Source organism: Sphingomonas changbaiensis NBRC 104936 (assembly GCF_000974765.1).
GTDB classification, from domain to species: Bacteria; Pseudomonadota; Alphaproteobacteria; order Sphingomonadales; family Sphingomonadaceae; genus Sphingomonas_B; species Sphingomonas_B changbaiensis.
Window position 1 is genome coordinate 73,949 of record NZ_BBWU01000039.1, and the last position, 13,342, is coordinate 87,290.

At 65.9% G+C, this 13,342-nt stretch carries 15 protein-coding genes and 1 tRNA gene; 14 read left to right on the plus strand and 2 right to left on the minus strand.

Annotated features, from left to right (window positions below; translation table 11 throughout):
• The first annotated feature begins 2 nt into the window (after positions 1–2).
• The 12 genes from flgC (at position 3) to SCH01S_RS09720 (ending at position 10,541) form a co-directional block, all read left to right on the plus strand.
• A complete protein-coding gene (gene flgC / locus SCH01S_RS09665; RefSeq protein WP_084689505.1) occupies positions 3–410 on the plus strand; it encodes a flagellar basal body rod protein FlgC in 408 nt (135 codons plus the stop codon).
• Positions 407–1,111, plus strand: a complete 705-nt coding sequence (locus tag SCH01S_RS09670; protein WP_046348592.1) for a flagellar hook assembly protein FlgD — start codon at positions 407–409, stop codon at positions 1,109–1,111. The genes flgC and SCH01S_RS09670 overlap by 4 nt, the downstream gene beginning before the upstream one ends.
• Positions 1,112–1,132: 21 nt before the next feature.
• Positions 1,133–2,440: a flagellar hook protein FlgE gene (locus tag SCH01S_RS09675; RefSeq protein ID WP_046348593.1), complete on the plus strand. Its 1,308-nt coding sequence runs from the start codon at positions 1,133–1,135 to the stop codon at positions 2,438–2,440.
• Positions 2,441–2,466: 26 nt separating this feature from the next.
• On the plus strand, positions 2,467–3,207 hold the full coding sequence (flgF, locus tag SCH01S_RS09680; protein ID WP_046348594.1) for a flagellar basal-body rod protein FlgF: 741 nt from the start codon (positions 2,467–2,469) through the stop codon (positions 3,205–3,207).
• Between the two features lie 13 nt (positions 3,208–3,220).
• Complete coding sequence (gene flgG / locus SCH01S_RS09685; protein ID WP_046348595.1) at positions 3,221–4,009, plus strand: flagellar basal-body rod protein FlgG; 789 nt, start codon at positions 3,221–3,223, stop codon at positions 4,007–4,009.
• A 13-nt stretch (positions 4,010–4,022) separates the two neighbouring features.
• Positions 4,023–4,658, plus strand: a complete 636-nt coding sequence (locus SCH01S_RS09690; RefSeq protein ID WP_046348596.1) for a flagellar basal body L-ring protein FlgH — start codon at positions 4,023–4,025, stop codon at positions 4,656–4,658.
• Positions 4,659–4,667: 9 nt separating this feature from the next.
• Positions 4,668–5,756: a flagellar basal body P-ring protein FlgI gene (locus SCH01S_RS09695; protein WP_046348597.1), complete on the plus strand. Its 1,089-nt coding sequence runs from the start codon at positions 4,668–4,670 to the stop codon at positions 5,754–5,756.
• Positions 5,753–6,100: a rod-binding protein gene (locus SCH01S_RS17185; protein ID WP_046348598.1), complete on the plus strand. Its 348-nt coding sequence runs from the start codon at positions 5,753–5,755 to the stop codon at positions 6,098–6,100. The genes SCH01S_RS09695 and SCH01S_RS17185 overlap by 4 nt, the downstream gene beginning before the upstream one ends.
• Complete coding sequence (locus SCH01S_RS09705) at positions 6,097–7,695, plus strand: flagellar hook-associated protein FlgK (RefSeq protein ID WP_046348599.1); 1,599 nt, start codon at positions 6,097–6,099, stop codon at positions 7,693–7,695. Before SCH01S_RS17185 ends, SCH01S_RS09705 begins: the two co-directional genes overlap by 4 nt.
• Positions 7,696–7,706: 11 nt before the next feature.
• Positions 7,707–8,633, plus strand: a complete 927-nt coding sequence (flgL, locus tag SCH01S_RS09710; protein WP_046348600.1) for a flagellar hook-associated protein FlgL — start codon at positions 7,707–7,709, stop codon at positions 8,631–8,633.
• Positions 8,634–8,762: 129 nt separating this feature from the next.
• A complete protein-coding gene (gene motA / locus SCH01S_RS09715; protein WP_046348601.1) occupies positions 8,763–9,626 on the plus strand; it encodes a flagellar motor stator protein MotA in 864 nt (287 codons plus the stop codon).
• Complete coding sequence (locus SCH01S_RS09720) at positions 9,627–10,541, plus strand: flagellar motor protein MotB (protein ID WP_046348602.1); 915 nt, start codon at positions 9,627–9,629, stop codon at positions 10,539–10,541. It abuts the gene before it with no gap.
• A gap of 75 nt (positions 10,542–10,616) precedes the next feature.
• Here the strand turns inward: SCH01S_RS09720 and SCH01S_RS09725 are convergent, their stop codons facing one another.
• Positions 10,617–11,048, minus strand: coding sequence for a glycine zipper 2TM domain-containing protein (locus SCH01S_RS09725; RefSeq protein ID WP_046348603.1), 432 nt, complete (start codon positions 11,046–11,048; stop codon positions 10,617–10,619).
• Between the two features lie 118 nt (positions 11,049–11,166).
• Complete coding sequence (locus SCH01S_RS09730; protein WP_046348604.1) at positions 11,167–12,894, minus strand: PHA/PHB synthase family protein; 1,728 nt, start codon at positions 12,892–12,894, stop codon at positions 11,167–11,169.
• Positions 12,895–12,988: 94 nt separating this feature from the next.
• On the opposite strand from SCH01S_RS09730, the gene SCH01S_RS09735 reads away from it, so the two are divergent.
• Together SCH01S_RS09735 and SCH01S_RS09740 are read left to right on the plus strand one after the other, a co-directional pair.
• A complete protein-coding gene (locus SCH01S_RS09735; RefSeq protein ID WP_046348605.1) occupies positions 12,989–13,168 on the plus strand; it encodes a DNA gyrase inhibitor YacG in 180 nt (59 codons plus the stop codon).
• 26 nt (positions 13,169–13,194) lie between these two features.
• Positions 13,195–13,270, plus strand: a tRNA-Phe gene (locus tag SCH01S_RS09740).
• Positions 13,271–13,342: the final 72 nt, after the last annotated feature.

Here is a 13,342-nt window from a genome sequence, read left to right on the forward strand (position 1 = left end):
AGATGGCGCAGCCGCTCACCATTTTCGATGTCGCGGGGCGCGCTATGTCGGCGCAGCTCGTGCGGATGAACACCACCGCGTCGAACCTCGCCAATGCCGGCGCCGTCGCCGGCAGCGAGAAGGACGCTTACCGCTCGATGAAGCCGGTCTTCAAGACCAGCTACGACAAGGCGAGCGGCCTGGCGACGGTCGACGTCAAGGAAGTCGTCACCGCCGGCCCCGCGCCCACCAAGCGTCACGATCCGAACCACCCGATGGCGGACGCCAATGGCGACGTCTTCGAATCCGCCGTCGATGAAACCCGGGAGATGGTCGACATGCTCGAGACCGCACGGAATTATAAGAACAACGTCGAGGTGCTTCAGACTGCCAAGAGTCTGATCCTCGACACGCTGAGGCTCGGCAAATGACCGACGCCGTCTCCTCGTCGTTCGACGACACTCTCACCAAGCTCGGCATTTCGCGCACGGGCGTTGCCGGCACCCCTCAGGTGCAGGCGGCCGGTCAGGCAAATGCGCTGGGCCAGGACAGCTTCCTGAAGCTCCTGACGGAGCAGATGAAGAACCAGGACCCGTTTGATCCGGTCAAGAATGAGGACATGGTCGCGCAGATGGCGACCTTCTCGAACGTCGCCGGCATTTCGGAGATGAACAAGACGCTGAAAGACGTCGCGTCGCGGCTCGACGGCTCCAACGCCGCCCAGGCGATCTCCTATGTCGGCAAGACGGTGCTGGTTGAAGGCGATACCGCTTTCCCCAACACGGACGGCTCCATGAACGCGGTGCTGCCGCTCTCCACTCCCGCCGACGACGTCCAGGTCCAGATCAGCGACAGCGCGGGTAACCTGCTGCGCACGATGAACTATGGCGCCCAAGGGGCCGGCGACCTCGCGGTCAACTGGGACGGCAAGACCGACAGCGGCGGCGCCGCTCCGGCCGGTCCATACAAGATCACTGCCAGCCTGCTGCAAAATGGCACGCGGGTTGCTTCTCCCATCAACGTCTGGGCGCCGGTTACCTCCGTCAGCCTGGGTTCGGACGGCGGTGCGCCGACCCTGAACCTGGCCGGCTTGGGTCCGAAGCCTCTGAGTGCCGTCCGCCAGGTCGGCTGAGCCATTCGTAGGAGTTAAACCATGTCTTTCTACACCTCGCTTTCGGGCCTTCAGGGCGCTCAGACCGAGCTTTCGACGATCGCGCACAACCTCGCGAACGTCAGCACCAACGGCTTCAAGCGCAGCCGCGTCGAGTTCGGCGACGTCATCGCCTCGACGGCGACCAAGAGCCCGAACCAGCTGATCGGCTCCGGTTCGTACGTGAAGAGCATCCGCCAGCAATTCTCGCAGGGCGGCCTGCAGCAGTCGCAGTCCTCGCTCGACCTGGCGATCAGCGGCGAAGGCTTCTTCGTCGTGAAGCCGAATCCCAATACAAGCGAAGTGGCGTTCACGCGCAACGGCTCCTTCTCGGTGTCGGCCGACCGGCTCGTCACCGACTCGCAGGGCGCCACGGTGCAGGTCTTCCCGGTGGACGGCAGCGGCACCGTCGTTGCGACCAGCCTTGACGATACGGTCAGCCTCCGTCTGCCGCAGACCAGCGGCACTCCCAAGGCGACGACCCAGGCGAAGGTCTCGGTCAACCTGTCGGCGAACGCGCCGATCCCGGCAAACGACCCGCAATGGACGGCAGCCAGCCCCTATGCGTTCAGCCGTTTCGATCCGGATACGTACAACTTCGCCTCGTCGACGGTAATCTACGATTCGGTCGGCAACCCGAACACGCTGACCAACTATTACGTCCGCGAGACACAGCCGGGGGGCGCCGTCACGACCAGCACCTGGAAGTGCTATTCGTTCGTCGGCGGCCAGCAGATCTCGGCCGATCCGACCCAACCGGACCCGGCGGTGCCGCTGACGATGACGTTCGATTCGAACGGCGTGCTCCAGACGCCGGCCGGCCCGACCACGTTCGCGACCTTCACGCCGCCCAACGCGGCGCCACAGGACATGACCGTCGATTTCTCGATCGCCACGACGCAGCGCCCGTCGGCCTTCTCGATCATCGCCCAGTCGCAGGACGGCGCGCCGATCGGCCAGCTCCAGGGCGTGACGGTCGATGCCAACGGTCTGGTCAAGGCCAGCTTCTCGAATGGCCAGAACGAGGCGCTCGGCAAGATCGTGCTGGCGCAGTTCGCGAACCCGCAGGGCCTGCGCCAGATCGGCAACAGCTACTGGTCGGTTTCGGGTCTGTCGGGCGATGCGACCGTCGGCCAGCCGGGCGAAAGCGGCTTCGGCAACCTGATGGCGGGTGCGATCGAGCGGTCGAACGTCGACATCACCGAAGAGCTGGTCGGCCTGATCGCCGCACAGCGCAACTTCCAGGCGAATGCGAAGGCGATCGATACCGCCACGCAGCTCAGCCAAACGATCATCAACATCCGCAGCTAACGGAACGAGGGCCTTAGGGGCGATCGATGGATAGACTGGTCTACACCGCCTATTCCGGCATGCGGGGCCGCATGGCCGCGCAGGGCGCGATCGCCAACAACATGGCGAACGCCTCGACGGTCGGCTTCCGCGCGGACACGTTCAACTTCGAGCAGCTGGCGCTGAAGGGCACCGGCTTCGACTCGCGGGCGCTGACTTCGGAAGAAGTCGTCGATGCCGACCGCAAGGCGGGCCCGGTCGTCTCGACCGGCCGCGACCTGGACGTTGCGATCAACGGCGACGCCTGGATGGCGGTGCAGGCGGGAGACGGCGAGGAAGCCTATACCCGCCGCGGCGACCTGACGATCGCGCCCTCGGGCGTGCTGCAGACCGGTGATGGCTTTCCGGTCATCGGCAACAGCGGTCCGATCACCATCCCGCCCGCCCAAAAGGTAACGATCGCCGCCGACGGATCGGTGCTGATCGTGCCGCCAGGCGGCCAGATCGACAAGCCGCAGACGATCGACCGGCTGAAGCTGGTCGATCCGAAGGGCAGCGTGACGCTGAAGGGCATGGATAACCTGCTGCGCGTCAAGGACGGCGGCACCCTGCCCGCCAATCTCGACGCGACGGTCAAGTCGGGGGCACTCGAACAGTCGAACGTCAACGTGACAGAGACGCTGATCCAGATGATCGAGAATCAGCGCAGCTACGAAGTTCAGGCGAAAATGCTCTCGACCGCCAAGGACATGGACGATGGCGGCGCATCCCTGATGCGCCTGCCGTGAAAGGACAAATGCAATGACCAGCGCAGCGATGCACATCGCCCGCACGGGCCTCGACGCTCAGAACGAGCGGATGCGCGTGATCTCGAACAACCTGGCGAACGTCAACACGACCGGGTTCAAGCGCGACCGCGCCGCGTTCGAGACGCTCGCCTACCAGACCGTCACCGCGAACGGCGCGCCGAGCACGTCGGAGACGAAATACGCAACCGGGCTGAACCTCGGCACCGGCGTGCGCATCCAGGGCACTGCCCGGATCGATACGCAGGGCTCGCTCCAGACCACCGGCAACTCGCTCGACCTGGCGCTGGACGGCGCCGGCTATTTCCAGGTGCAGATGCCGGGCGGCCAGATCGGCTATACGCGCGCCGGCAATTTCAGCCGCTCGCCCGAAGGCCTGCTCGTCACCAGCGAGGGCTATCAGGTGCAGCCGGGGATCACCGTGCCCGAAGGCGCGACGTCGATCACCATCGGCAATGACGGCACCGTGTCGGCGACCGTGCAGGGTCAGACCGCGCCGACCCAGATCGGCCAGATCCAGATCGCGACCTTCCCCAACGCTGCCGGCCTCCAGCCGATGGGCGAGAATTTCCTGACCGAGACGGCGGCCAGCGGCGCGCCCAATGTCGGCGTCGCCGGCCAGGACGGGCGCGGCAACATCCGCCAGGGCATGCTCGAAGGCTCGAACGTCAATGTCGTCGAAGAGCTGGTCGACATGATCGAGACCCAGCGCGCCTACGAGGTCAACTCCAAGATGATCTCGGCCACCGATCAGATGCTGCAATATGCCAACCAGAACCTCTAAGCTCGCGCTTGCCATGCTGGCGCTGCTGGTTGCGACGCAGCCGGCGCTCGCCCGCAAGAAGCCGAAGATCGACTATGCTCCGGCCATGCCGGTCCAGCCGCCGGCGCCGCCGGCGAACGGGTCGATCTTCCAGGCGTCGGCGGGTTATGCTGCATTGTACGAGGGGCCGCGTGCCCGCCGCGTCGGCGATCCGCTGACGATCGTGCTGGCCGAGCGCACCGTTGCTCAGAAGGATGTCGGCTCCAAATCCGGCCGCGACGGCAATATCGGGCTGACGCCGCCGACGAGCGGCCCGCTGTCGCTGTTCGGCGCCACCGACGCTGCGGCGAGCGGCACCCAGGCGTTCAAGGGCCAGGGAAGCGCCAGCCAGTCGAACAGCCTGTCGGGCGAAGTCAGCGTGACGGTCGCGGAAGTCTACCCGAACGGCACGATGCTGGTGCGCGGCGAAAAGCAGCTGCGCCTCAATCGCGGCGACGAATATGTGCAGATCCAGGGGATCGTGCGCATCGCCGACATCGACCTCGACAATCGCGTGCTCTCCACGCGCGTCGCCGATGCGAAGATCACCTATACCGGCCGCGGCGATCTCCAGCGGCAGGCCCGGCCCGGCTGGCTGCAGCGCTTCTTCTCGCTGGTCAGCCCCTTCTAGGATTTGACGATGATCCGCTATCTGATCGCCCTTTTCGCGCTGCTTGCCGTGCCGGCCCATGCCGAGCGGATCAAGGATCTGGGCGCGTTCGCGGGCGTGCGCCCGAACCAGCTGGTCGGCTACGGCATCGTCGTCGGTCTCGCCGGCACCGGCGACGACAATCTCGAATACACGGTCCAGTCGATGAAGGGCGTCACCTCGCGCTTCGGCCTGAACCTGCCGGCGGGCATCAATCCGGGGCTGAAGAACGCCGCGGCCGTGATGGTGACGGCGGAGCTTCCTGCCTTTGCCAAGCCCGGCCAGCGCATCGACGTGACCGTTGCCGCGATCGGCAAGGCCAAGTCCTTGCGCGGCGGCAGCTTGCTGATGGTGCCGCTGCAGGGCGCGGACGGCCAGATCTATGCAATGGCGCAGGGATCGCTGGCGGTCGGCGGCCTGGGCGCGGAAGGCGCGGATGGCTCCAAGATCGTCATCAACGTCCCCTCGAGCGGCCGCATCCCCGACGGTGCCACCGTCGAGCGTGCGGTCGACACGGGTTTCGCGACCAGCGACGAGCTGCGCTTCAATCTGCAGAAGGCTGACTTCACGACGTCAGAACGCGTCGCGCAGGCGATCAATGCCCGCTTCGGCACCGGCACCGCCCGCACGCTCGACGGCGTCTCGATCGGCATCAAGGCGCCGCAGGGCGCCGAAGTCCGCACCGCGATGATGAGCGATATCGAGAACCTGACCGTCGTCTCGGCCGAACCGCCGGCCAAGGTGATCGTCAACGCCCGCACCGGCACCGTCGTCATCAACTCGGCGGTCCGCGTCGGCCCGGCGGCCGTGACGCACGGCCGCCTGACCGTCCGCATCGACGAAGCTCCGCGCGTGGTTCAGCCTGCGCCGCTGTCGAACGGCACCACTGCCGTCGAGCAGCAGAGCAATGTCCAGGTCGAGGAAAAGGCCAATCCGATGTTCATGCTCGCGCCCGGCCCCAAGCTGGCCGACATCGTCAAGGCCGTGAACGGTATCGGCGCAAGCCCGGCCGATCTGGTCGCGATTCTCGAGGCGCTGAAGGAAGCCGGCGCTTTGAAAGCCGAGCTGATCGTGCTGTGAGCGCCGTCCCGCCCCTCACACCGCCGCTGGTCGGCAGCCCCAGCGTCGCCGCCGACTCCAGTCGGCTGGCGACAAAGGACAATTTGGCGAAAGCCGCCGCGCAATTCGAATCGATCTTCATCAATCAGATGCTGAAATCCGCGCGCGCGGCGAAGCTGGACGATGGGCTGTTCGACAGCGACGCCGTCGATCAGTTCCGCGACATGCAGGATGCTAAGCTTTCGGAAACCATCGCGCTGCATACCCCGATGGGGATCGGCAAGGCCCTGACCGACTTCCTGGCCAAAAATCGGCCTGATCTGAAGGGCGGCGACGCGAACGCGAAAGGCGGAGAAGCCAAATGAGCGACCTGCTCTCGATCGGCTCGACCAGTGTGCGCGCATACCAGACGGCGCTGAACGTCGTCGGCGAGAATATCGCCAACGCGAACACCACCGGCTATGTGCGCCGCAATGCGCAGCTGACCGAGATTTCCGGGGGCGCCGGACGCTACATCCTGATGTCGAACCTGAGCGTCGGCAGCGGGGTCGCCGCGAACACGGTCAGTCGCGACTGGGATGCGTTCCGCGCTGCCGACCTGCGCAACGCGACGGCCGAATCTGGACGCACAGGCTCGACGATCGTCTGGCTGGAGCGGGTCGAGAACACGCTCAACACCGCCGGCATTTCGGCGGCCATGACCAAATTCTTCAACGCCGGCCAGGCGATCGCGGCCGATCCGACCGGGTCCGCGCCGCGCGCCGGCTTTCTCGACGCGGCCTATGGCGTGTCGTCGGCGTTTTCGACGACGTCCAACGGGCTCGCCGCTATCGACGGCGACCTGCGTGCATCGGCGAAACTTGCCGTCGACCAGCTGAACGGCCTTGCCGCCGGACTTGCCGAGGCCAATGCCGGGCTGATCAAGGCGCGCGACGGCAGCAACGAGCAGGCGCAGCTGATGGATCAGCGCGACCGGCTGGTCGATCAGATGAGCCAGCTCGCGTCGATCAGCGTCACCACCGACGAGCGCGGCGTCGCGACCGTCAAGTTCAACGACGTCAACGGCCCGACGATCGTTGCCGGCGTCGCAAGCAAATCGCTGGACATCGCCTTCAACGCGTCCGGGACGATGGCGCTGACGCTCGATCCTAACGGCACGCCCGAGGCCGTGCCCCTGAAGGGCGGTTCGATCGCCGGCTTTGCTGAAGCCGCGACCCGGATTTCCGACCTGCGCCTGCAGGTGACCAATCTCGCCACGTCGTTCGCCAACGGGGTCAACCAGGTACAGGCGGCGGGCGTGGACCTCGACGGCCAGCCCGGCGCGGCGCTCTTCGACGCCAGTTCCGGCGACGGCAAGATCGCGGTCAACACACTGTCCGGGCGCCAGATCGCCGCGGCCCGGCCGTGGACCGTCGGCGCGGCGGCAGGCAACGCCGGCGCCGGCACGCTGCAAATCCAGACCAACGGCACGCCGCTCAGCTCCACACGCATTTCCGTCAGCGGCGGCGTGCTGACCGCGACCGATCCGGTCACCAACAGCGTGATCGGCACCGCGCCGTACACGCCGGGCACGCCGGTCACCCTCGCCGGGCTCGACATCACTGTCGGCGGCGCGCCCGCCGACGGCGACAGCTTCACCGTGAGCGCGACCACCCCAGGCAGCCGCGACAACGGCAATCTCGACCTGCTTTCTCAGCTCCGCAAGGACGGCGGCTTCGAGGCGACCTCGAATGAAATGGTCTCGTCCAACGCCTCCGCGCTGTCGGCGAAGCGCCAGGTAGCGGACGCGCAGAACGCGATCCTGGAGGGCGCGACCGCCGCCCGCGACGCGGTCACCGGCGTCAACCTCGATCAGGAAGCCGTCGATCTGATGCGTTTCCAGCAGGCCTATCAGGCGTCGAGCCGGATCATCCAGGTGTCGCGCGACATCTTCCAGTCGATTCTCGACGCGGTGAATTGAAGGGACGCCCCATGAAGATCGGCACCGCCTATTTCTTCGATTCGCGCAACCGGCAGATGGGCGATCTGTCCGGCCTGGCCGCGAAGCTGCAGGAACAGATCGCAACCGGCAAGCGCATCCTGACCCCGTCGGACGATCCGATCATTTCAGCGCGGCTGGCGCGCATGGCCGGCGGCGCCGCAGATCAGACGCAGTTCGCCAGCAACGTGAAGCTTGCCCAGTCGATACTCGGCCAGTCAGACACCGCGCTCGACAGCGTGACGAACGACTTGCAGCGCGCGCAGGAATTGCTCGTCCGCGCCGGCAGCGATACGCTCAACGACGACAACCGCGCCGCAATGGCCGCGGAGCTGAAGTCGATCGTCGACAATCTCTATTCGACCGCCAACACCACCGACGTGCGCGGGACCGCGCTGTTCGGTGGCAGCAGCGCCGGCCCGGCCTATAGCCGCGCCGCCGACGGCACGATCAGCTTTGTCGGCCAGGGCGAGGCGCCGCCGATCCCGGTCGGCGACGGCGTGACCGTCCAGGCAAGCGACAGCGGCCCCCGCGTCTTCGGCGGCATCCAGGTCGGCGGCACGACCAAGGACGTGTTCAAGATCGTCAGCGACCTCGCAAAGGCGCTTGATGTCGGCGGCAGCGCCACGCCCGCGGATCGCAAACAGGCGCTCGCCGATGCCAGCGACGGCCTTGCCGCGGCACTCGAGAATGTGAACACCGCTCGCGCGTCGATCGGCGCACGCGGCGCGCGCCTCGACATCCAGTCGGAGAGCCTGGCCAAGGCCGCGAATGATTACGACATCGAGCGCGGCAACCTGGAAGGCGTCGACATCCAGGCGGCAGTCACGGACCTGCAAAAGACCATGCTGACGCTGCAGGCGACGCAGGCGAGCTTTACCAAGCTCAGCCAGCTCAGCCTGTTCGATTACATCCGGTAAGCGTCCGAAATCCGCAGCTTACCGGCACTTTAACCAACATTCCCGCTCAAGCTTCCGGCGTCGCTGCCGTCTTAGGAGTCGAGCGCGGGCGCATCCGCGAAGAGTTTCTGGGGAGGCGGCGAAAGCCCGATGTTTCCTGCGATCGGTCTTGTCGTTCTCCTGGGCATGGTGTTCGGCGGCTTCGTCTTTACCGGCGGCGCGCTCGGCCCCGTGCTGGAAGCGCTGCCGCATGAGATGATCATCATCGGCGGCGCCGCGGTCGGATCGCTGATCATCGGCAATTCCGGCAAGCAGCTGAAGTCGCTGGGCGGCGGTCTGGGCAAGGCCTTCAAGGGCCCGAGCTACACCAAGAAGGATTTCCTCGACGTCATCTTCCTCGTCTCGCGATTGATGAAGATGCTGCGCGTCGAAGGCCCGATCGCGCTCGAGCCGCATGTCGAGGATCCCAAATCGAGCGCGGTGTTCGCGGAATTCCCCAAGCTCCTGAAGGACGCCACGCTGGTCCATCTGATCGCGGACACGCTGCGGCTTGTGGTCGTCTCGTCGGGCACCCTCGATGTGCACGCGGTCGAGGAAGTCGTCGACAACAGCATCAAGACTCACCACCACGAAGCCCTGCATCCCGCGACCCAGCTGCAGGGCCTGGCCGACGCGCTGCCGGCGCTCGGCATCGTCGCGGCGGTTCTGGGCGTCGTGAAGACGATGGGTTCGATCGACAAGCCGCCCGCGATCCTGGGCGCGATGATCGGTTCGGCGCTGGTCGGCACGTTCCTGGGCGTGCTGCTCGCTTACGGCATGGTCGGCCCTCTCGCCACGCGCCTGAAGGCAGTGCTGGAGGAAGACGCCGCCATCTATCAGACCATCAAGCAGATCATCATCGCGTCGCTGCACGGCCATCCGCAGCCGCTGGTGATCGAGGCGGCGCGTTCCGGCATCGTACACGCGAAGCAGCCGAGCTTTGCCGAAGTGTTCGACGGCCTGAGGGGCAAGTAAATGGCCCGCCGCATCACCGTGCCGGCGCGGCCGGGCTCGAACGAGCCGCCGCGCATCATCGTCAAGAAGATCATCGCCGACGATCACGGCGGCCACCACGGCGGCGCCTGGAAAGTCGCCTATGCCGACTTCGTGACCGCGATGATGGCGTTCTTCCTGCTGATGTGGCTGCTCGGCGCGACGACGGAGAAGCAGCGCAAGTCGATCGCCGACTATTTCACGCCAACCCTGGTCGAATATCGCCAGAACAGCGCCGGCTCAAACGGCCTGCTTGGCGGATCGTCGCTGACCGACAAGGACAATTATCCATTCAAGGCGTCGCAGACCGGCACGCGCGCACTGACCGTGCCTCTGGGGGCCGAAGGTGGCGCGCGGGAAGGCGCCGGGCCCGAGGGTTCGCTCCGCACCGAATCGGGCAACAAGCTGCGCACAGAGGATTTGCAGAATTTTTCGAAGCTTCATTCGGTCTTGACGCGTCAGCTCGGCACCGATCCCCGCTTCAAGAAGATCGCGAGCCACGTCCGCTTCACGCCGACCCGCGACGGACTGCGCATCGACCTGATCGACGACGCCGATTACTCGATGTTCGCGCTCGGCACGACCGCGCTCAATCCCGAGGCGGCCGAGCTGATCGACACGGTCGCGAAGGCCGTCGCGGTGATGCCGAACCAGGTGTCGATCCGCGGCCACACGGACAGCCTTGCCTATGGCGACCCGCGATCGATGAACAATTGGATGCTCTCAAGCGGCCGGGCGGAGGCGACCCGCCGGCGGCTGGCGATGAGCGGCATTCTTGAGCGCCGCTTCGAGCGTATCGAAGGCGTCGCCGACCGCGACCCCTACATCGAAAAGAACCCAGCCGACCCGCGCAACCGCCGCGTGTCGATCACCATGCTCTACCGGGGCCTGCACTAGCAAAAGGCCGGGGCGTCACCGCCCCGGCCTCCGTCCCCTCGTTACGCCACCGGAGGGGAATTCCGTTCGGTCGGTTCAGCAGCGGTGACCGCTGCGTTCGATCGCGCGGCCGGCCAGGGCGCCGACGCCCGCACCGACGATCGCGCCGGCGGTGCCATCACCGTGACGGCCGACCGCGGCATCGCCGAGCAGGCCGCCGACGATCGCGCCAAGCACGGTTCCGGTCGTGCCGCTGCCGCGGCAGCGATAGCTGTAGCTGTTGCGGCCGTAATAGCTGCGGTTGCCGTAATAGCCGGTGCCGTAGCGGTTGCCGTAATAGCTGCGGTTGCCATAGTAACCGTTGCCATAGCGGCTGCCGTAGTAGCCACGGTTGCCGTAATAGCCATTCCCGTAATGACCGCGGCTATAGCCGCCATAATATTGCGCGTTGGCAGGCGCGGCGGCGAGCGTTCCGCCAGCAACGGTGGCCAGTGCCGCGCCGATCAGGCCGATCTTCTTGATCATCATCTATCTCCTTCGTCAGCGGCGCCCCTGCGCCCTCACGTCGAAGATGGTTATGCCCTGAGTCGCTTGAGGGCAGGCTGAATGCCGATGTTACCCGCGGTTCAGCTTGGCGGACGACCGTTCAACGCGATCGGACATAGCTCCCGGGGGCATCTTCCAGCGCCGCGAGCTTGCCCTCGCCCGGCAGGCGGGCCCCTTCAGCGGGCACCTTCTCCGGCGCGCGCGCTGAGAGCCAGTCGATCCAATCCGGCCACCAGCTGCCTTTGATCTCGGTCGCGCCGGCAACGAACTCGTCGAGCGATGCCGCCGGCTTTGCGTTGGTCCAATACTGGTATTTCCCGGCCGCCGGCGGATTCACGACGCCGGCGATGTGCCCGGACCCGGCGAGCACGAAGCGCACCGGCCCGTCGAAATGGTCGGTGATCTTCCACACGCTTTCGGCAGGCGCGATATGGTCCTCGCGGCCGGCCTGGACATAGGTGGGCGTCGTCACCTCGCGAAGGTCCAGCGGCACCCCGAGCACCGTCATCGCCTTTGGAACGACCAGCTTATTGTCCCGGTACAGGTCGCTCAGATACGCCCGGTGCCACTTGGCCGGCAGATTGGTCGTGTCGCCGTTCCAGTGGAGCAGGTCGAACGCCGGATAATCGTTCCCCAGCAGGTAATTGCTGACGACGTAGTTCCAGATCAGGTCGCGGCCGCGCAGCAGGTTGAACGTCGCGGCCATGTAGCGGCCGTCGAAGAACCCCTCGGGCGCCAACCCTTCCAGCATCTTTAGCTGCTCGTCATCGACGAAATTTTTGAGCTCGCCCGCCTGCTCGAAATCGACCTGGGCAGTGAAGAAGGTCGCGCTCCTGACCTTCTCCGCTTCGCCGCGCCCGGCGAGCACCGCCAGCGTCGCCGCGAGCGTCGTGCCGGCCACGCAATAGCCGATCGCGTGCACGGCCTTGACGTCCAACAGGTCGCGAATCGTGTCGATGGCATCGATCTGGGCGGCGACGTAATCGTCCCAGATCACGTCCTTCATGGCGGCATCGGCCGACTTCCAGCTGACCATGAACACGGTGAGACCCTGCTCTACCGCCCAGCGGATGAAGCTTTTCTCCGGTGTCAGGTCGAGAATGTAGAAGCGGTTGATCCAGGGCGGAAAGATCACCAGCGGCGTCTCGAACACCTGGTCGGTGGTCGGGCTGTACTGGATCAGCTCGTAAAGCGGCGCGCGCTTGACGACCTTGCCCGGCGTCGTCGCGAGATTGCGCCCGAGTTCGAACGCGCCTTCCTTCACATGCGTGAGCTGACCCTGCCGCAAGTCGCGCAGCAGATGCTCCAGCCCCCTCAGCAGATTCTCGCCGCCGGTTTCCAGCGTGCGCTTCATCACCTCGGGATTGGTGAGCACGAAATTGGACGGGCTCATCGCATCGACGATCGCGCGGGTCGCGAAGCGGAGCTTTTCCTTCTGCACGGGATCCACGCCCTCGACGAGGTCGACCGATTTCAGCATGTGATCGGCGATCGTCAGGTAGGTCTGACGGATCAGGTCGAAGACGGGATGCTGCTGCCATTCCGGCGCGGCGAAACGCTTGTCCTTTGAAGGCGCCGACGGTTCGGCCGGCATTAGGAAGCGCTGCCAGAGCTTCAGGCTGTCCGACCAGAAGTCGGTCGCTGCCTGCGAAAGCGCTGTCGTCTCCATGAGAGTCGGGAACGCAGGCGGAGCCGGTGTTTCGGTTGCCTTCATCGCCATTTCGACGCCATGCTCCAGCATCAGCTGCTGGGCGCGGCCGATCACCCAAGTCCAGCGCTGCATGTCCTCCAGGCTGAGCGGCTGTGGGGTGTCGGTCCGGTCGGCCATGATTCTCTCCCTGTCCGGCACAATCTAGGCGCAATGCCAGGCCGATCAAACGGAACGGGTTGAGCGGCGGCCGGCTGCGCCCCATCTGCGGGCGATGGCAAAAAGCGACACCTGTCCGCTCTGCGGCAAGCCCACGAATGACGAACATCAGCCCTTCTGCAGCCGCGGCTGCAAGGACCGCGACCTTCTGAACTGGCTGGGCGAGGGCTATCGCGTGCCCGGACCGCCCGCGCATGAGAACCCACTGGACAGCGCCGCGGAGCCGCCGCTATAGGCCGCGCCTCGCTTGCCAAGCACCGTGCCCAGGTAGCTCAGTTGGTAGAGCATGCGACTGAAAATCGCAGTGTCGGTGGTTCGATCCCGCCCCTGGGCACCACAGCTCCGCAGAGCTCAGTGACATAGCCGGCGGCGTTCCCCCCTCGCATTTTCCCAGCGCTTGCGCCCGTTC